Raw genomic sequence first — 18,161 nt, forward strand, 5'->3', positions numbered from 1 at the left:
GCGGCCCGATGACAGGCTCCGCGAAGCAATCCAGAAAGCCTCCGCGGAGGTAGTCTGGATTGCCTCGTCGCTTCGCTCCTCGCAATGACGGAGGAGAGATTTGTGACCTACTGCTTCGTCAGCGGCGGATGCGGACGGCCGAAATCCGGCGCCGCCGAATCCTGGCCGATCTCGACGATGCCGCGGCGGATGGCGCGGGTGCGGGTGAAGTGGTCGAACAATGCCTCGCCGTCACCGCGACGGATCGCGCGCGTGAGTTTTGCGAGGTCCTCGTTGAAGGTGCCGAGCATCTCCAGCACGGCCTCCTTGTTGGCGAGGAAGACGTCGCGCCACATCGTCGGATCGGACGCCGCGATGCGCGTGAAGTCGCGAAAGCCGCCGGCGGAGAACTTGATCACCTCGGACTCCGTCACCTGTTGCAGCTCGTCGGCGGTGCCGACGATGGTGTAGGCGATCAGATGGGGCAGATGGCTGGTGATCGCGAGCACGAGATCGTGATGATCTGGTGTCATGATCTCGACCTTGGCGCCGAGCGCGGCCCAGAACGCGCGCAATCGATCGACGGCGGCTGCGTCGACGCCCTCGGGTGGCGTGAGGATGCACCAGCGATTGATGAACAACTCGGCGAAGCCGGAATCCGGGCCCGAATGCTCGGTGCCCGCGACAGGATGCGCGGGGACAAAATGAATGCCCTGCGGGAGGTGCGGCGCCATGTCCCTGACGATCGCGCCCTTGACCGAGCCGACGTCGGAGATGATCGCGCCCGGCTTCAGATGCGCAGCGATCTCCTGCGCCACGGGGCCGCAGGCGCCGACGGGAATGCAGAGGATGACGAGGTCGGCGTCCTTCACTGCCTCGATATTGGTTGCGACCACGTGATCGACGATGCCGAGCTCGGCGACGCGCGCCCGCGTCCCCTCCGAGCGCGCCGTGGTGACGATCTCATTGGCAAGGCCCTGGAGCTTCGCGGCTCGCGCGATCGAGCCGCCGATCAGGCCGAAGCCGATCAGTGCGACGCGCTGGAAGTGCGGGGCGACGCTCATTTGCCCCCCATGAAGTCGCGCAGGCCTTCGACCACGAGGCGATTGGCTTCCTCGGTGCCGATCGTCATGCGCAGTGAATGGGGCAGGCCGTAGTTCTTCAGTGCGCGCAGCACCAGTCCCCGTTTGGTCAGGAAGGCGTCGGCTTCATCCGAGGTCCTGCCCTTCTCGGCCGGGAAATGGATCAGTACGAAGTTGGCTACGCTCGGCGTGACCTTCAGCCCGAGCTTGCCGATCTCCTCGGTCAGCCAGTTGCGCCAGGTCTCGGTGAATTGCTTCGACATCTGCTGATGCGCGGTGTCCTCGATCGCGGCGACCGCGGCATACATCGCCGGCGTCGAGACGTTGAACGGACCGCGGATGCGGTTCACCGCATCGATGATGTGCGCAGGACCGAACATCCAGCCGACGCGCAGCGCGGCGAGGCCGTGGATCTTGGAGAAGGTGTGCGTCACGACCGTGTTCTCGGTGGTCGCGACCAGCTCGATCCCCATCTCGTAGTCGTTGCGAGACACGTAGTCGCAATAGGCGGCGTCGAGCACGAGCAGCACGTGCGACGGCAGGCCGGCCCGCAGGCGCTTGACCTCGTCGAACGGCAGATAGGTGCCGGTCGGATTGTTGGGGTTGGCGAGCCAGACGAGCTTGGTGCGCGGCGTCACCGCTTTCAGGATGGCGTCGACGTCGGCGGTGAAGTTCGCCTCCGCCGCCACGATGTTCCTGGCACCGTTCGCCATGGTCGCGATCGGGTAGACCAGGAAGCCGTGGGTGGTGGAGATCGCTTCATCGCCCCGGCTGAGATAGGTGTGGGCGAGCAGATTGAGGATCTCGTCCGAGCCGGCGCCGCAGATGATGCGGTCGGGATCGAGGCCATAGATGCGGCCGATCGCTTCGCGCAGCACGCGCGAGGTGCCTTCCGGATAGTCCTCCAGATGCGTCGCCACATGCGTGAACGCCTCGATCGCCTTGGGCGAGGGCCCGAACGGCGTCTCGTTCGCCGACAGCTTGAACACCTTGCGGCCCGGCTCCGGCACCGGGCTCCTGCCGGGCGTATAGGGCGCAATATCGAGAATGCCGGGATTCGGCACGGGGCGGGACATCGTCTACTCCGGAAAGGATGCGGGGCGGCCTCAGGCCACGTCAGATCTGGCCGTCCCGGTCGGGGGCACCGTATAGCGCGTTGCGTGGCCGCCGACGAGAGCCGACGAGCGGACCGAGGCACCGGCCCGGATCAGGGCCATTTTGATCTTCTCGAAGCCGATGCCAGTCTCCGACACCAGCAGCGCAGCGCCGTCGAAGGCGGTATCGGGCACCGCGACGATGTCGGCGAGCGGCGCCAGCGCCCTCGCCGTGTCGGCGTTCCAGCCGGACACGCGCACGCTCCACGTCTGGACCTCCGTGACCATGGCATCGTCGGCGACCCGCGAGATCACGAAGACGGGCAGCGCGGCCGGATGGTCGGCGCGCTCGAGGAAGGGCAGCCGCGCGATGATTTTCGGCGCGCCCTCGGCCTCGAGCTCGCTCCACCATGGCGTGCGGCTCGAGATCGCCGAGACCAGAGCCAAATCACCCTTCGATTTCGCCAACGCCTCGACGGCGGCCTGAGCGCTGAAATGCGGCACATAGGGCGTGGTGAAGCCGAAATGGAATCGCGCCGAATCTCGCATCGCGGACTCGCCGACCGAGACGTCGGCATGCACCGAGAACGGCGCCTGCACATAAGTGAAGGTCGAGATGATGACGCGCCAGATGCTCTCGATCGTGTCGAGCGGCAGGATGCCGCGATGGCGCTCGACGAGGCGGCGCATCATGCTGGCCTCGCGCGCCGGCCGGAAGGCCGAGCCGACCTCCTGCGTCTGCTTCGCCTGGATCAGGCGATCGATGATGTCGCCGCGCTGCATCAGCAGGCGATGCACTTCCTCGTCGATCGCATCGATCTCCTTGCGCAATTCCTGGAGCGATGGTGGCGCGGGCGGACGCTGGGACATATCTGTCGGTCTGTCAGGGGCTCGTGAAGGGCGGATCGGCTGAGCCGGATCCGCCGACGCTATGGGTCTTGATTAGGCAGGATGGACGCCGAAAGCAAAGAGAAATGGCGGCCATTTCGCCTGACATGGCAGGGCCTCATTTGGTTAATCGGCGCCTCGGCTTGACGAATAGCGCGCCAGCAACTAGTTTTTGCCTGTTCCGTGGTCATTTGAGCCGGCCGGCTTGCAGCCACGTTAAAAAACTCGCTAAACAGGCCGGGGACGCATCCGATCCCGGCCGAACCTATCGTTCAGGCCGGGTTTTTCATGGCCTGATGTCAGCGGCGGCTTGAGGGCCGTCGCCAACGAGGTCGATGTCAGATGGTTGGCGTCACGACGGTACCGAGCCCAGCGATCGCCGAGGAGCGCTCGCACGAGGCGGATCATCCGAGCTCGCAGGTTGCGCATTTCGGCGCGGACCAGCCGTTGTCGCTCGATTGCGGGATCGACCTCAGCCCGTTCCAGATCGCCTACCAGACCTATGGCGAGCTCAACGCCGAGCGCTCCAACGCCGTGCTGATCTGCCATGCGCTGACCGGCGACCAGCATGTCGCAAATGTGCACCCCGTCACCGGCAAGCCCGGATGGTGGGAGACCCTGGTCGGGCCCGGCCGTCCTCTTGATCCTCAACGCTACTTCATCATCTGCGCCAACGTCATCGGCGGCTGCATGGGGTCGACGGGACCTGCCTCGCTCAATCCGGCGACGGGCAAGGTGTGGGGCCTGGATTTTCCGATCATCACCATCCCCGACATGGTGCGCGCGCAGGCGATGCTGATCGATCGCCTCGGCATCGAGACGCTGTTTGCGGTGGTCGGCGGCTCGATGGGCGGCATGCAGGTGCTGCAATGGACCGCGGCCTATCCTGAGCGCGTGTTCTCCGCGCTCGCGATCGCCTGCTCGACGCGGCACTCCGCGCAGAACATCGCCTTCCACGAGCTCGGCCGCCAGGCCGTGATGGCCGATCCCGACTGGCACAATGGCCGCTATGCCGATCACGGCATCCATCCGCATCGCGGGCTCGCGGTGGCACGGATGGCTGCGCACATCACCTACCTCTCGGATGCGGCGCTACACCGCAAGTTCGGCCGGCGCATGCAGGACCGCGAGCTGCCGACGTTCTCGTTCGATGCGGATTTCCAGGTCGAGAGCTATCTGCGCTATCAGGGCTCGTCCTTCGTCGAGCGTTTCGATGCCAACAGCTATCTCTATCTGACACGGGCGATGGACTATTTCGACATCGCCGGCGACCATGACGGCGTGCTGGCGAAGGCGTTTGCCGGCGTCAAGACGCGCTTCTGCGTGGTGTCCTTCACCAGCGACTGGCTGTTCCCGACCTCGGAATCGCGCGCGCTGGTGCACGCGCTCAACGCGTCGAGCGCGCGGGTGTCGTTCGCCGAGATCGAGACCGATCGCGGCCACGACGCCTTCCTGCTCGACGTCCCCGAATTCTTCGATATCTCCCGTGCGTTCCTACAATCGGCGGGCAAGGCGCGCGGCCTCAACGGCAAGGGCAGCTGACGATGTCTGTGCAAGAAGTGCTGCCGCTCGACGGCCTTGCGGCTGAACAGGAAGGTCACTACCGCGCCGATCATCTGCTGGTTGCGGAGATGGTCAGGCGCGGCTCGAAGGTGCTCGACGTCGGCTGTGGCGACGGCGACCTGCTGCAGCTCCTGGAAAACCGCGGCATCGACGGCCGCGGCATCGAGCTGTCGCGCGAGGGCGTCAACCGCTGCGTCGCCAAGGGGCTCGCGGTGGTGCAGGGCGACGCCGACACCGACCTCGTCAACTATCCCGACGACGCCTTCGACTACGTCATCCTATCGCAGACGCTCCAGGCGACGCGGCAGCCGAGGGTGGTGCTGGAAAATCTCCTGCGCATCGGCCACCGCGCGATCGTGTCGTTCCCGAACTTCGGTTACTGGAAGATGCGCCTGCAGCTCCTGATCGGCGGCCACATGCCGCGCACGGAGAATCTGCCCGCGACCTGGTACGACACCGCCAACATCCATTTCTGCACCATCAAGGATTTCGTCCAGCTCTGCGACGAGATCGGCGTGAAGATGGAGCGCGCGGAAGCGCTCGATCTCTACGGGCGCCCGTTGCGGCTCAGATTGCCGTGGTGGGTGTGGAATCTGTTCGGCGAACAGGGCGTGTTTCTGCTGAGCCGCGGCGGTGGGAAGTAAAATCAGCTGACCCTCACCCTGAGGAGCGCGCTCTTGGCGCGCGTCTCGAAGGGCGAGGCCACTGGCGGGGCCTTCATCCTTCGAGACGCGCGTTCCGCGCTCCTCAGGATGAGGGGCTGATGCTTACACCTCGTCATTGCGAGCGCAGCGAAGCAATCCAGAGTCTTTCCGCGGAGGGATTCTGGATTGCTTCGCTGCTCTCGCAATGACGGAATATAGGATGATGCCTTCGCTAATTCGCAGCCACTGACCTCGGATCGCGCACCGGCCAGCGCCCCGCTTCCACCAGCGTGACGAACCGCTCCACCGTTTCGTTGAACAGCGCGGGCTCCTCGAGATTGAGGACATGGCCTGACTTCGGAAACATCGCGAGCCCTGCGGCCAGCAGATGCTTCTTCAGGAACAGGCTCGGCCCGACGCAGGGGTCATCCTCGTCGCCGCAGATGATCAGCGCCGGCGTCGCCACGCGCCCGATCGCTTCCGTCATCATGTAGATCGAGGGGCGGCCGCCCTGGAAGCCGCGCATGGTGTTGGCCGAGCCTCTGGAATCGTGCCGTGCCAGCGCGGCATAGAAATCAGCGTGGCCGCGCGGATCCTTCACCAGAAACGGAATCCGGCTCGGCGCCTCGCGCGTGGCCTTGGCGACCTCGAGAGAGCCGAGTGTCTCGAATTGCTCGGCATTGGCGCGGCACTGCTTGCGCCAGGCTTCGAGATTGTCGAGCTCCGAACCGGAGCCGACGCCCGCGAGCGTCATCGACAGCGCGCGCCCCGGCGCGTTGAGGCCGATCTGCAGCGAGGAATATGCGCCCATCGAGAGGCCGACGAGATGTGCGCGATCGATCGAGAGATGGTCGAGCACCGCGAGTGCATCGGTGTAAAAGTGCTTGTAGGTGTAGACCTCGGCCGATGCCGGCACGTCCAACGGCGCATAGCCGCGCGCGGAATAGGTGATGCAGCGGTGGCCGCGCGAGAAGTAGCGCATCTGCGGCTCCCAATTGGAGTAGTCGGCCGCGAACTCGTGCAGGAAGATGATCGGCGTGCCGTGGCCCGCTTCCTCGAAATAGATGCGGACATCATCCCTGGTCGTGGCGTGGGGCATTAACCGTTTCCCTCTTTCTGGGCCGTCGCGTTAAGCATCGCAGTTAATGCTGTGGGCAGCAATGCGGCAGCATCAGACCAGCATCGACACAGGGTCATCGCGGAAATTCCCTGAAGCGAATTTCTGCAATGCCGCATTGTGCCTTGCTCTTGCCACATCTGGACTTTCATACGACGCGCGGATGTCGGCCACCGCACGGGCCGATGGGAATTGGGGGTGTCAACGAAGGATGAAGAATGTTTGAGTTGTTTGCGTTCGGCCGGCTGCGTCACGTCATCGCGCTGGCTCTCTTCTCCGCGGCGTTCGCCGCATCTATCTCTCCAGCATCGGCACGGTCTCATCGTCACAGCGCAGAGCGGCACGCTTACGTGCATCACGCCGCGCACCATGCCGGCAGGTATCATCACTATCGCCACGCGCGCTCATCGCGCTTCGAGCGCGGCGCCGCGCAGTTGGAGGCGAGCGGCTTCGCCAACACCCAGGCCAGCTATGACCCGAGCGCCAACACCAGCGGCATGGCGGGCGACTTCGGCGGTGGCTCGGGCCTCGTCTCCGAGGCGCGCCGCTATCTCGGCGGCAATCCGACCGGCCGCGGCAGTCTGTGGTGCGCGCGCTTCATGAACATGGTGCTCGAGCACACCGGCCATAAGGGCTCCGGCTCCGACATGGCGAGCTCGTTCGCGCATTACGGAACGCGTGTCTCCGGTCCGCAGGTCGGCGCGATTGCGGTAATGTCGCGCGGCCGCGGCGGCCATGTCGGCATCATCACCGGCATCGACGCCAAGGGCAATCCGATCATGATCTCCGGCAATAACGGCAATCGCGTCCGCGAGGCACCGATCTCGCGCGGCCGGATCTATGCCTATGTGATGCCGAACTGATCGATCGTCCCGGCACATTTTCGAACCTGCCGTCGAGCTCGCGCGACCCTAAGGAGGCGCGGGCTTGGCGGTTACCTCCGTCCGCCCTGCGGATCACGGGGTGTACATGGTGTTCGAGAAAGTGACGCGGGCCGTCTTCGACGAGCTTCTGGCGAACGATGGATCGGCAAGGTTTCGGCGGGAGCTTGCCCGTTACGATCTGGGGTCCGACCCACCTGCGCGGGATGATTGTGCCGTGCTTCGCGGGCCGCTCGCAGCATCCGACTTCGTCGACGTGCCGGCCTTCAACACGCTGGTGATGGGCGATCTGACCGTCGACGGCCTGGTCGATCTGGGGAACGCAGGCGCGTTTGATGAAGGCGGGCTGTTCGTCGTGCTCGGCAATGTCGCCTGCACGGTGTTCTCGACGGGCTTTGCCAAGGGGACGTTCATTGACGGCAATCTCGAAGCCGACTCGTTGATCCTGAACGCCTTCGATGACTCCGCGTTGGTGGTGATGGGAAACCTGCGGACCTATTTCTTCTACGGCCGGGACATCTGGGCGGAGGTCGGCGGCAAGGCCGAGATGCACTACGGCGACGGTTATTGCCTGCCGATCGGCTATACCAGTGCCGGTGCCGAGGCGATCGAACCGTTGCATGATCGTGCGACGTCGCTACGCCGGCAAATCTCGACAATACGGACTATATCGAGCCTCACCGCTTCCTGGACCTGATCAGTAGCGGGCGACCAGTTTTCAAGTGAGGCAAGCAGAACTAACGTTCGTCATTGCGTGGAGCGTAGTTGTAGGGTGAGCGAAGCCACTTGTCCGCCGTAGCTCGTAGAGCGAAGGCGGAAACGTGCCCATCACTTCTGCCTGCGTGGAGTGATGGTGGGCACGGCGCGAGAGCGCCTTTGCCCACCGTACGGCAGCTCACACCAGCTTCGGCTCTTCCATCGCGAGCCGATCGCCGATGGCGATCTCGCCATCTGCGATGACCTCGGCATAGATGCCGCAATCCATGTGGCCGAGATGGCGCGACAGCGTCGGCGGGATTTCGAGATCGCGTTCCGCGGTCACAGGATCGACATTCGTCGCCGCGCAGCGCTTGATGCGCTTGACCACCTTCAGCCGCGCATTGCCGATCGCCAGCGTGTGGCCGAGGAGGTCGAGCTCGGACCAGGCCGGCCAGCCCTGAACGTAGAGGTTGCCGCGGAAGCGCAGGGGATGGACGGCAACGCCGCCCAGCATCTTCTCGATTGCATGGACACTGCCGAGATTGATGATGGAGACGACTTTGCTAGCGACATCCGAAAAGTTGTGGTCGCGGCCGGACAGCACTTTTGGCGGCCCGCGCAGCTCGCTCTGGAAATTGCCGGTGAAGTAGGTCTCGATCGCAGCGCGCCCGCTTGCCGTTTCCAGGTCGCCGCTGGCGACGACCTGGCCGTCCTTGCGGATGGTCAAAAGATTGGTCGCGTCCTCAAAGCGGCTGTTGAGGCCGGCCAGGCGCTCATTGCGCATCAGCATCAGGAACTGGGTCTTGGGCATCCATTGCGGCGCCTCCGGATCGAAGCCGCTCGGGCCGTTCTCGATGGCATAGCGGCGGTCGGCGGGCAGGGTCTGGCCGACCCGCAAGGCGACGCGGGACAGGGGCTCGGGCGTGAGGCCTTTGACCGGATAGCGGTAAAGGCCCGTGATCGCGGCAGTCGGGCTGGTCATCATGGCGACTAGTTAACGGATTCCATCTGCTGGCGCCAAGCGGGGCATTTGGCTCACAAATTCGTCGTGCACGAATTTGTGAAGAAGCCTCTTCCGTTCCCGTGACTTGGTTCCCACATCTGCGTCAGGCCGGCGCCAGCGTCGGCTGCTAACGACCGCTTGCTGCTTGAGAAACGTCAATGTGGCCAGCGGAAACCCAATGAAGATGCCATCTGGAGTGCCTTAGAGGGCTCCGGGGGCAGGCCGAGGGAAAGACAAAATGAACATTGAAAAGTACACCGAACGCTCCAGGGGCTTCATCCAGTCCGCGCAATCGCTCGCGATGCGCGAGGGGCACCAGCAGTTTTCGACTCTCCACCTCCTGAAGGTCCTCCTCGACGACAATGAGGGCCTGGCTGCCGGCCTGATCGACCGTGCCGGCGGCAATTCCCGGGCGATTTTGAAGGCGACCGAGGAGGCCCTGAACAAGGTGCCGAAGGTCAGTGGCGGCGGCGCCGGGCAGATCTATCTGGCGCCCGAGCTCGCCCGCACGTTTGATGCTGCCGAAAAGGCCGGCGAAAAGGCCGGCGACAGCTTCGTCACGGTCGAGCGCCTGCTGCTCGGGCTCGCGCTCGAAAAGAGCAGCGACGCCGGCACGATCCTCAACAAGGGCGGCGTGACCCCGCAAAACCTCAACGCCGCGATCGAGGCGCTGCGCAAGGGCCGCACCGCCGACAGCGCGACCGCCGAGAACGCCTATGACGCGCTGAAGAAATACGCCCGCGATCTCACGCAGGCCGCGCGCGACGGCAAGCTCGACCCGGTGATCGGGCGCGACGAGGAGATCCGCCGCACCATCCAGGTGCTGTCCCGCCGCACCAAGAACAATCCCGTGCTGATCGGCGAGCCCGGCGTCGGCAAGACCGCCATCGTCGAGGGCCTGGCGCTGCGCATCGTCAACGGCGACGTGCCGGAAAGCCTCAAGGACAAGAAGCTGCTCTCGCTCGACCTCGGCGCGCTGATTGCCGGCGCAAAATACCGCGGCGAGTTCGAGGAGCGGCTGAAGGGCGTGCTCCAGGAGGTGACCGCGACCGAAGGCACCTTCATCCTGTTCATCGACGAGATGCACACGCTGATTGGCGCCGGCAAGGCCGACGGCGCGATGGATGCGTCCAACCTGCTCAAGCCGGCGCTTGCCCGCGGCGAGCTGCACTGCATCGGCGCGACCACGCTCGATGAGTACCAGAAGCACGTCGAGAAGGATGCGGCGCTGGCGCGGCGGTTCCAGCCGATCTTCGTCAGCGAGCCCTCGGTCGAGGATACCATCTCGATCCTGCGCGGGCTGAAGGACAAGTACGAGCAGCACCACGGCGTGCGGATCACCGATTCCGCGCTGGTGGCGGCGACGACGCTGTCCAACCGCTACATCACCGATCGCTTCCTGCCGGACAAGGCGATCGACCTCATGGACGAGGCCGCCGCGCGGCTGAAGATGCAGGTCGATTCCAAGCCCGAGGAACTGGATTCGCTGGATCGCGAGATCATCCGGCTCAAGATCGAGCAGGAAGCGCTGAAGAAGGAAAGCGATATCGGCTCCAAGAGTCGCCTCCAGGCGCTGGAGAAGGAGCTCGCCGATCTGGAGGAAAAATCGGCGGCGCTGACGGCGCGCTGGAGGGCGGAGAAGAACAAGCTCTCCAACGCCCAGAAGCTCAAGGCCGAGCTCGATGCCCTGCGCGTCGAGCTTGCCAATGCGCAGCGGCGCGGCGAATTCCAGCGCGCCGGCGAGCTGGCCTATGGCCGGATCCCGGAGCTGGAGAAGAAGCTCGCCGATATCGAGGCGCGCGAGGGCTCAGGCGAGATGATGGAGGAGGCGGTCACCGCCAACCACATCGCGCAGGTGGTCTCGCGCTGGACCGGCGTACCCGTCGACAAGATGCTGGAGGGCGAGAAGGAAAAGCTCCTCAAGATGGAGGAGGCGCTCGGCCAGCGTGTCGTCGGCCAGAGCGAGGCCGTGCATGCGGTCGCAACCGCCGTTCGCCGCTCGCGTGCGGGCTTGCAGGATCCGAACCGGCCGATCGGCTCGTTCATGTTCTTAGGCCCCACCGGCGTCGGCAAGACCGAGCTGACCAAGGCGCTCGCCGAGTATCTGTTCAACGACGAGACCGCGATGGTCCGCCTCGACATGTCCGAATACATGGAGAAGCACTCGGTCTCGCGGCTGATCGGCGCGCCTCCGGGCTATGTCGGCTACGACGAGGGCGGCGCGCTCACCGAAGCGGTGCGGCGCCGGCCTTACCAGGTGGTGCTGTTCGACGAGATCGAGAAGGCGCATCCTGATGTGTTCAACGTCCTGTTGCAGGTGCTCGACGATGGCCGCCTCACCGACGGCCAGGGCCGTACCGTCGATTTCCGCAACACGCTGATCATCATGACCTCGAACCTCGGTTCGGAATTCCTGGTGAATCAACCGGAGGGCGAAGACACCTCTGCCGTGCGTGAGCACGTGATGGGAACGGTTCGGGCGCATTTCAGGCCGGAGTTCCTCAACCGCGTCGACGAGATCATCCTGTTCCATCGCCTGCAGAAGAGCGAGATGGGCCGGATCGTCGAGATCCAGTTCGCCCGACTGCAGAAGCTGCTCACCGATCGCAAGATCGCGCTGACGCTGGATGGCGCAGGCCGCGACTGGCTCGCTGCCAAGGGCTGGGATCCGGCCTACGGCGCGCGGCCGCTGAAGCGGGTGATCCAGCGTTACCTCCAGGATCCGCTCGCCGAGATGATCCTGGCCGGTGACGTGAAGGACGGCGACACTGTTGCGATCTCCACCGAGGGCAACGTGCTGACCTTCAACGGCAAGGCGCAGCAGACGGCCGAGATCGCCCAGTTCGAGGCGCCGGTGCCGAAGAGGAAGTTGAACTGATCGTCCCTGTCGCCTCAAACAACGAACCGCCCCGGAGAGGTCGTCCTCTCCGGGGCGAATTTGTTTTGTCAGATCCGGCTGGCTAGCTGGCTGCCGACACGGCGCCCGGATTGGCCGGGCCTTGCTCGTCGTCGTCCTGTTCGAGTTCCGACAGGATATCCACCAGCTCGCGCACGCGGCCCTGTGCCAGAGGCCGCAGGTCGTTGATCATGGGCTCGTCATTGGCGAGCCAGGCCTGGGCTTCGGCGAGTTCTTCGATGGTCGCCCCGGTTCCGATGATCTGGGCGATGGTGACGTCATCAGCCCCGCTGACGGCCTTGGTGACGTCTTCGCGTGAGAGGCGCCGCATGGTTGGTCCTCCTCTGGCTCAACGGCTCAAACAGGTCGCGCGGGTCAATCGAGACGCCGCCGATCAGTTCCACAACTGGGGAGGTAGGACGGAACCCGGCCGTGAAAAGGCCGGGTCTCAAGAAAAATTACCGGTTGGTGACTTCGCGATTAGTGACTTAGCGGTTAGTGACCTGGAGCGGGCCGCCGGTCGCATCCGAGATGCGGGCGATGCCGCTCGAGCGGTTGCTCATCATCGCCTCGATGCGGTCGCGCTCCTTTTCGAAGCCCGCCATGATCGGCCCTTCGAGCGAGCGACCGCGCGGCAGCTTGACGCGCATCGGGTCGACGAAGCGGCCGTTGACCAGGATTTCGTAGTGAACGTGGGGTCCGGTCGACTGGCCGGTCGAGCCGACGAAGCCGATCACCTGGCCTTGCCGCACCTGCTTGCCGGGCTCCATGCCCTTCGCGAACGCCGACATGTGGCCGTAGGCGGTCTCGTAGCCGTTGTTGTGCTTGATGCGGACGTACTTGCCGTAGCCGCCTTCGAGCTGGGCCTTCTCGATCACGCCGTTGCCGGCGGCGAAGATTGGTGTGCCGTAGGCGGTGGCCCAGTCGACGCCGGTGTGCATCTTTACGTAGCCGAGGATCGGGTGGCGGCGGCCGCCGAAGCCGGAGCGCATGATGGCGCTGTTGACGGGCTTGCGGACCAGGAACTTCTTCGCGCTCTTGCCGGTCTCGTCGTAGTAGTCGACGACGCCGTCGTCGGGGCTCTGGAAGCGGTAGTATTTCTTGGTCTCGCCGCCGACCGTGAGGGAAGCGAACAGCACCTCGCTCTTGTCGGCCGCCGCCGTGCCCTCGTCCTCGCCGGCGTAGAAGACGTCGAAGGAATCGCCCGGCTGCACCTTGCGCTGGAAATCGACATCGTAGGAGTAGATCTTGATCATGTCGTCGATGACCGGCATCGGCACTTTGTTGCGCATCGCGGTCTCGTAGATGCTCTGGTAGAGCCGGACGCCGGTGCCGTCGTCGTCGTCATCGTCGTCGCTGTTGGCATTCGCGGCCGCGTCGGCGACGGTGTTCATGCTTGAGACGTCGACCGCGACGTATTTGCCGAGATCCGACAGCGCTGCGATCGCCTCGACCATGGTGTCGTTGGCGACGACGACGCGGAATGGCTGGAGTCGGGCACCGGCGCTTGCGGGCGCCATCAGGATGCGAAGCTTCTCGCCTTCCTTCAGGCCGCCGTCGCGGCCGCGCGGGCCGAGCGTCGCGGATATCGCCTTGATTTCCTCTTGTGTCGCGCCGAGATCGCGCAGCACGGAGGCGACCGAGTCGCCCTTCTTGACGAGGTGCACGCGCTCGCCGTTGGGATTGCCGCCGGTGATCTGTTCCTTGGTCTTCGGCAGCAGCGTGACGTTTTCCGGCACCACGCGCGTCTCGAAGCCGGCATAGGGGTCCGCCGAGGGCGCCTCGGTGGCGTAGGCCATCTTCATGTCGGACGGGCCGGTCGCGCCCGAGACGTCGGCGGTGGCGAGCGCGGCATAACGGACGCCGCCATTGCCACGCCAGTTGGCGGCATCGCGAACCCGCATCAGGATGTCGTCGAGCGCCACCACCGCGGAAATCTTGGCTTTGGGCAGCACCGGCGACAGGTCCTTGGTGACAAAGGACACTTCGGCGTCGGGCTCGACCGCCTCGGGATTGTTGGGATCGTCGGATGCGGTCTTCGGGTCGGCGCCGACATCGGTCAGAAGGCGCTGGGCATTGAACGGCGGGATCTTGGCCGACAGATCGCTCGCCGTCATCGAGAGGTTGCCGGCGATGCGGACGAAGGGCCGCACCCGCATCACGTCGCGGTTGCCGACGCGGGCCACCGTCGAGACGCGCACGACGTTGCGCGAGGCCGTGGATTCACTGGGCGGCGGCAGGCGGTCGCTCTTGTGCACGGTGGCGGCGCGATCATTGGCGCCGAATGCGCCGCGCAGCACGCCTTCGACACGCTCCGGCACCTTGGCGAAGGTCAACTCGCCGTCGAGCGAAGCGAAAACGGCGCCGCCGATCAAGGCCGCGCCGCAGAGTCCGGTCAGAATCGTGCCGCTGAACCACTGTACGGAGACGCGGCGGCGATCGATGACGGCAGCTTCGGAACCATCGACGGAAAGCGGCGGCTCGTGGCCGAGATCGATGATCCCGGTCTCACGCCCATAACCCCCGCGTGGCGCCCTATGGTTCAACCCAAGTCCCCCAATATCACCGACATGCGCGAAGCCTGTTCCCGCGCCTTGCCGTCGTCGCCCTCTTCAAGGGGGATCTTCGGAAAAGGCACGCCGCTTGAAGACGCTCGTCAGCCAAAAGGCCCTCGAGAGGCCGGCCGAACTCACGAACAGCGAAGCGGATGAAGGTCTCTCGATGTCTCTCGAATGTCCCGGGAAGGCAGCTGCATCTTTCAGATCGCCTCCCCTTGACCAGTCTAAATCGCCGGCAGCCCCCACAGGCACCCAGCGATTCAAGCTTGTGTCATACCAGAACGCCCCGGGATTGTGGCTCTAGTACGGCGCCAAATCCTGAAAAAGTTTGACGATTGAGCCGGGCGCGAGCTGCCCGCCGGGAGCGCTCCTTGGAGCCCCTTCGGAACTCAAATTTTTTCTCTCGCAGGCCAAACTTTTTTTCCCGATTTTCTCCGAACGCGTCGCCCGAGGCCGACGCGCCCGTCGCGTAAGCCTCGGAAATCACCGCACTTTTTCCGCAGTGCACACAGGCTTTGGCCGTGCGACGATTTGTTGACAATACCCGTTGACAGCGCCGAGGGGAGGGGCCTATAAGCACGACCACTGAGCGCGGCGCCGCCGGGTCACTGACCAAGGCGAGCGAACGCGCCACTGATGCTCCTCACCTTGTTGAGTGCGCAACAGCCGACACAAATCGGTTGGAGTCATTCATCGTCGGTAAGGGTGTCGGAACCCTTCCTCCCAGGAAGGTTGGGACCTCTCCGGTCCCGGGCTGTTTGACAAGTGAAGATGAAGAAAGAGAAACGTGGACGGCGGAGTCCTTGCGGGTCTCGCTTCTGAAAAGCTTCGGCTTTTCTGATCGAGACCGGACGAAAGACTTCGGCGGTACACGTTTCAAAGGTAACACCATGGCCTCTTCATTGAGGTCAGTTCGCAAGCGATGTGAATCGCTTCGCGAGTATGGTGGGACCTCGTCAAACGTTGTGATCAGCCGGTTCAAAGTTCAAGTCCAACTTGAGAGTTTGATCCTGGCTCAGAGCGAACGCTGGCGGCAGGCTTAACACATGCAAGTCGAGCGGGTGTAGCAATACATCAGCGGCAGACGGGTGAGTAACGCGTGGGAACGTACCTTTTGGTTCGGAACAACACAGGGAAACTTGTGCTAATACCGGATAAGCCCTTACGGGGAAAGATTTATCGCCGAAAGATCGGCCCGCGTCTGATTAGCTAGTTGGTGAGGTAACGGCTCACCAAGGCGACGATCAGTAGCTGGTCTGAGAGGATGATCAGCCACATTGGGACTGAGACACGGCCCAAACTCCTACGGGAGGCAGCAGTGGGGAATATTGGACAATGGGGGCAACCCTGATCCAGCCATGCCGCGTGAGTGATGAAGGCCCTAGGGTTGTAAAGCTCTTTTGTGCGGGAAGATAATGACGGTACCGCAAGAATAAGCCCCGGCTAACTTCGTGCCAGCAGCCGCGGTAATACGAAGGGGGCTAGCGTTGCTCGGAATCACTGGGCGTAAAGGGTGCGTAGGCGGGTCTTTAAGTCAGGGGTGAAATCCTGGAGCTCAACTCCAGAACTGCCTTTGATACTGAAGATCTTGAGTTCGGGAGAGGTGAGTGGAACTGCGAGTGTAGAGGTGAAATTCGTAGATATTCGCAAGAACACCAGTGGCGAAGGCGGCTCACTGGCCCGATACTGACGCTGAGGCACGAAAGCGTGGGGAGCAAACAGGATTAGATACCCTGGTAGTCCACGCCGTAAACGATGAATGCCAGCCGTTAGTGGGTTTACTCACTAGTGGCGCAGCTAACGCTTTAAGCATTCCGCCTGGGGAGTACGGTCGCAAGATTAAAACTCAAAGGAATTGACGGGGGCCCGCACAAGCGGTGGAGCATGTGGTTTAATTCGACGCAACGCGCAGAACCTTACCAGCCCTTGACATGTCCAGGACCGGTCGCAGAGACGTGACCTTCTCTTCGGAGCCTGGAACACAGGTGCTGCATGGCTGTCGTCAGCTCGTGTCGTGAGATGTTGGGTTAAGTCCCGCAACGAGCGCAACCCCCGTCCTTAGTTGCTACCATTTAGTTGAGCACTCTAAGGAGACTGCCGGTGATAAGCCGCGAGGAAGGTGGGGATGACGTCAAGTCCTCATGGCCCTTACGGGCTGGGCTACACACGTGCTACAATGGCGGTGACAATGGGAAGCGAAGACGCAAGTCCTAGCAAATCTCAAAAAGCCGTCTCAGTTCGGATTGGGCTCTGCAACTCGAGCCCATGAAGTTGGAATCGCTAGTAATCGTGGATCAGCACGCCACGGTGAATACGTTCCCGGGCCTTGTACACACCGCCCGTCACACCATGGGAGTTGGCTTTACCTGAAGACGGTGCGCTAACCAGCAATGGAGGCAGCCGGCCACGGTAGGGTCAGCGACTGGGGTGAAGTCGTAACAAGGTAGCCGTAGGGGAACCTGCGGCTGGATCACCTCCTTTCTAAGGATGGTCCTTCAGAGAGCTCACGCTCACTATCGGACCGTTTTAGAAACATCAGGGGCCAACAGATCGCCAGATCGTTGAGCTCCATTGGCGGGATTTCGCCGTCTTCGTTTCTCTTTCTTCGCGGACGAACACGCGCCAGGGGGCTGCGCTGTACGATTGGCGCTTGCCGCCGGTCGCACGCGAGCAAGACCCTAATCCTTGTTAGGATATGCGTTAGGGGCTTGTAGCTCAGTTGGTTAGAGCGCGCGCTTGATAAGCGTGAGGTCGGAAGTTCAAGTCTTCCCAGGCCCACCACTTTGATCGAGTGTAGGCATTCGTCTTCTGGTTACGGGGCCATAGCTCAGCTGGGAGAGCGCGTGCTTTGCAAGCATGAGGTCGTCGGTTCGATCCCGTCTGGCTCCACCAGATGGTTTGATTGCCGGCGCTGCTTGTACCTGGGTCTTGCACCTAAATCGTCCGCGAAACATCACTTCGCACCCACTAGTCCGGATGGACAGTGAGGTTGCGTGATTTCTGACATCGTAAAGAGGAGATCGATCCGAGTTGGGTCGTGCAGCAAATCGTTGCGCGGGCCTTCATTATCTCCGGATCATTTCGGCGCTCGCTTTCAACCGTGAGGTTGGCTGCGAGTTGTAAATGATCCTTTTAGCGAAGCTTGACCGCCTCGCTATCGGAACGATCTTACGAAGCAAGCTGGTCTTTCTAGTCAATGTCCGGCTGCACGTAGCATTCATCGAGGGTGCGCGCCTTAGAGATTTAGGTCTCTTGGCAATCGTGCAGACAACATTCTGCCGAGTGTGTGGACATTGATAATGAGAGCAATCAAGTGCCTTAAGGGTGTTCGGTGGATGCCTTGGCGCTGAGAGGCGATGAAGGACGTGCTACGCTGCGATAAGCCGTGGGGAGCTGCGAAGAAGCTTTGATCCACGGATTTCCGAATGGGGAAACCCACCTTCGATAGCCGGAACTCCAAGACCTTTGTCGAAAGACATCGGTGTGGGGTTCGACCAGATAATGCGAGAAGCCAGGCCTTTAGATTTCGATCGAAGAGGTTTTGGATTTCCGGTTATCAAGTGAAGGTATGAGACTTCTGAATAAAATAGGAGGTTTCAAGCAAACCCAGGGAACTGAAACATCTAAGTACCTGGAGGAAAGGACATCAACAGAGACTCCGTTAGTAGTGGCGAGCGAACGCGGACCAGGCCAGTGATACATCAAAGACAATCGGAACCAGTCAGGAAAGCTGGGCCTCAGAGGGTGATAGCCCCGT

Annotated in this window: 12 protein-coding genes, 2 tRNA genes, 2 rRNA genes and 1 riboswitch (1 of these 17 cut by a window edge); of the genes, 9 read left to right on the forward strand and 7 right to left on the reverse strand. The window is 62.9% G+C overall.

Annotated features, from left to right (window positions below; all coding sequences use genetic code 11):
• Window positions 1–107 precede the first annotated feature (107 nt).
• The 3 genes from Q2941_RS25555 to Q2941_RS25565 are packed head-to-tail and all read right to left on the reverse strand — an operon-like array spanning window position 108 to window position 3,025.
• Complete coding sequence (locus tag Q2941_RS25555) at window positions 108–1,043, reverse strand: prephenate/arogenate dehydrogenase family protein (RefSeq protein ID WP_027522162.1); 936 nt, start codon at window positions 1,041–1,043, stop codon at window positions 108–110.
• The gene (gene hisC, locus Q2941_RS25560; protein ID WP_458194063.1) at window positions 1,040–2,137 is read right to left on the reverse strand and encodes a histidinol-phosphate transaminase; all 1,098 of its coding nucleotides are present in this window, start codon (window positions 2,135–2,137) and stop codon (window positions 1,040–1,042) included. Before hisC ends, Q2941_RS25555 begins: the two co-directional genes overlap by 4 nt.
• 30 nt (window positions 2,138–2,167) lie before the next feature.
• Window positions 2,168–3,025, reverse strand: a complete 858-nt coding sequence (locus Q2941_RS25565; protein ID WP_027522164.1) for a chorismate mutase — start codon at window positions 3,023–3,025, stop codon at window positions 2,168–2,170.
• 191 nt (window positions 3,026–3,216) lie between these two features.
• Window positions 3,217–3,296: riboswitch (SAM riboswitch) on the forward strand.
• Window positions 3,297–3,385: 89 nt separating this feature from the next.
• Between Q2941_RS25565 and metX the strand changes: the two genes are divergently transcribed.
• Together metX and metW are read left to right on the forward strand one after the other, a co-directional pair.
• Window positions 3,386–4,585, forward strand: coding sequence for a homoserine O-acetyltransferase MetX (gene metX, locus Q2941_RS25570; protein ID WP_027522165.1), 1,200 nt, complete (start codon window positions 3,386–3,388; stop codon window positions 4,583–4,585).
• A gap of 2 nt (window positions 4,586–4,587) precedes the next feature.
• Entirely contained in the window at window positions 4,588–5,250 is a 663-nt protein-coding gene (gene metW, locus Q2941_RS25575) for a methionine biosynthesis protein MetW (RefSeq protein ID WP_027522166.1), read from the forward strand.
• Between the two features lie 232 nt (window positions 5,251–5,482).
• On the opposite strand, the gene Q2941_RS25580 is transcribed toward metW, so the two are convergent.
• Window positions 5,483–6,349, reverse strand: a complete 867-nt coding sequence (locus Q2941_RS25580; RefSeq protein WP_458194064.1) for an alpha/beta fold hydrolase — start codon at window positions 6,347–6,349, stop codon at window positions 5,483–5,485.
• Between the two features lie 236 nt (window positions 6,350–6,585).
• Between Q2941_RS25580 and Q2941_RS25585 the strand changes: the two genes are divergently transcribed.
• Both Q2941_RS25585 and Q2941_RS25590 read left to right on the forward strand, forming a co-directional pair.
• Window positions 6,586–7,230 carry a TIGR02594 family protein gene (locus Q2941_RS25585; protein WP_458194065.1) on the forward strand — a complete coding sequence of 215 codons (645 nt, stop codon included), beginning with the start codon at window positions 6,586–6,588 and terminating at the stop codon, window positions 7,228–7,230.
• Window positions 7,231–7,294: 64 nt separating this feature from the next.
• The gene (locus tag Q2941_RS25590; protein ID WP_458194066.1) at window positions 7,295–7,945 is read left to right on the forward strand and encodes a hypothetical protein; all 651 of its coding nucleotides are present in this window, start codon (window positions 7,295–7,297) and stop codon (window positions 7,943–7,945) included.
• Between the two features lie 198 nt (window positions 7,946–8,143).
• Here Q2941_RS25590 and Q2941_RS25595 read toward each other — a convergent pair whose 3' ends face one another.
• A complete protein-coding gene (locus tag Q2941_RS25595; RefSeq protein ID WP_027522170.1) occupies window positions 8,144–8,932 on the reverse strand; it encodes an MOSC domain-containing protein in 789 nt (262 codons plus the stop codon).
• A 256-nt stretch (window positions 8,933–9,188) separates the two neighbouring features.
• Here Q2941_RS25595 and clpB point away from each other — a divergent pair, with 256 nt between their 5' ends.
• On the forward strand, window positions 9,189–11,828 hold the full coding sequence (clpB, locus tag Q2941_RS25600; protein WP_458194067.1) for an ATP-dependent chaperone ClpB: 2,640 nt from the start codon (window positions 9,189–9,191) through the stop codon (window positions 11,826–11,828).
• A gap of 82 nt (window positions 11,829–11,910) precedes the next feature.
• Here clpB and Q2941_RS25605 read toward each other — a convergent pair whose 3' ends face one another.
• Entirely contained in the window at window positions 11,911–12,177 is a 267-nt protein-coding gene (locus tag Q2941_RS25605; RefSeq protein WP_027522172.1) for a hypothetical protein, read from the reverse strand.
• A 157-nt stretch (window positions 12,178–12,334) separates the two neighbouring features.
• Window positions 12,335–14,392 (reverse strand): M23 family metallopeptidase, encoded by a 2,058-nt coding sequence (locus Q2941_RS25610; protein WP_458194068.1) that lies wholly within the window; start codon window positions 14,390–14,392, stop codon window positions 12,335–12,337.
• Between the two features lie 1,004 nt (window positions 14,393–15,396).
• Here Q2941_RS25610 and Q2941_RS25615 point away from each other — a divergent pair.
• The 4 genes from Q2941_RS25615 to Q2941_RS25630 form a co-directional block, all read left to right on the forward strand.
• Window positions 15,397–16,885 (forward strand): 16S ribosomal RNA (locus Q2941_RS25615).
• Window positions 16,886–17,108: 223 nt separating this feature from the next.
• Window positions 17,109–17,185, forward strand: a tRNA-Ile gene (locus Q2941_RS25620).
• 35 nt (window positions 17,186–17,220) lie between these two features.
• Window positions 17,221–17,296: transfer RNA gene (locus Q2941_RS25625), tRNA-Ala, on the forward strand.
• Between the two features lie 415 nt (window positions 17,297–17,711).
• Window positions 17,712–18,161: ribosomal RNA gene (locus Q2941_RS25630) — 23S ribosomal RNA — on the forward strand (it continues 2,424 nt past the right edge of the window).
• The 16S and 23S rRNA genes sit together here with 2 tRNA genes alongside, the layout of an rRNA operon.

Source organism: Bradyrhizobium sp. UFLA05-153 (genome assembly GCF_054185185.1).

Bases quoted from the DNA above. Each gene is read 5' to 3' on its own strand.
- Q2941_RS25605 (WP_027522172.1), bottom strand. From the start codon at position 12,177: ATGCGGCGCCTCTCACGCGAAGACGTCACCAAGGCCGTCAGCGGGGCT.
- metX (WP_027522165.1), top strand. From the start codon at position 3,386: ATGGTTGGCGTCACGACGGTACCGAGCCCAGCGATCGCCGAGGAGCGC.
- hisC (WP_458194063.1), bottom strand. From the start codon at position 2,137: ATGTCCCGCCCCGTGCCGAATCCCGGCATTCTCGATATTGCGCCCTAT.
- Q2941_RS25555 (WP_027522162.1), bottom strand. From the start codon at position 1,043: ATGAGCGTCGCCCCGCACTTCCAGCGCGTCGCACTGATCGGCTTCGGC.
- Q2941_RS25595 (WP_027522170.1), bottom strand. From the start codon at position 8,932: ATGATGACCAGCCCGACTGCCGCGATCACGGGCCTTTACCGCTATCCG.
- metW (WP_027522166.1), top strand. From the start codon at position 4,588: ATGTCTGTGCAAGAAGTGCTGCCGCTCGACGGCCTTGCGGCTGAACAG.
- Q2941_RS25565 (WP_027522164.1), bottom strand. From the start codon at position 3,025: ATGTCCCAGCGTCCGCCCGCGCCACCATCGCTCCAGGAATTGCGCAAG.
- clpB (WP_458194067.1), top strand. From the start codon at position 9,189: ATGAACATTGAAAAGTACACCGAACGCTCCAGGGGCTTCATCCAGTCC.
- Q2941_RS25580 (WP_458194064.1), bottom strand. From the start codon at position 6,349: ATGCCCCACGCCACGACCAGGGATGATGTCCGCATCTATTTCGAGGAA.
- Q2941_RS25585 (WP_458194065.1), top strand. From the start codon at position 6,586: ATGTTTGAGTTGTTTGCGTTCGGCCGGCTGCGTCACGTCATCGCGCTG.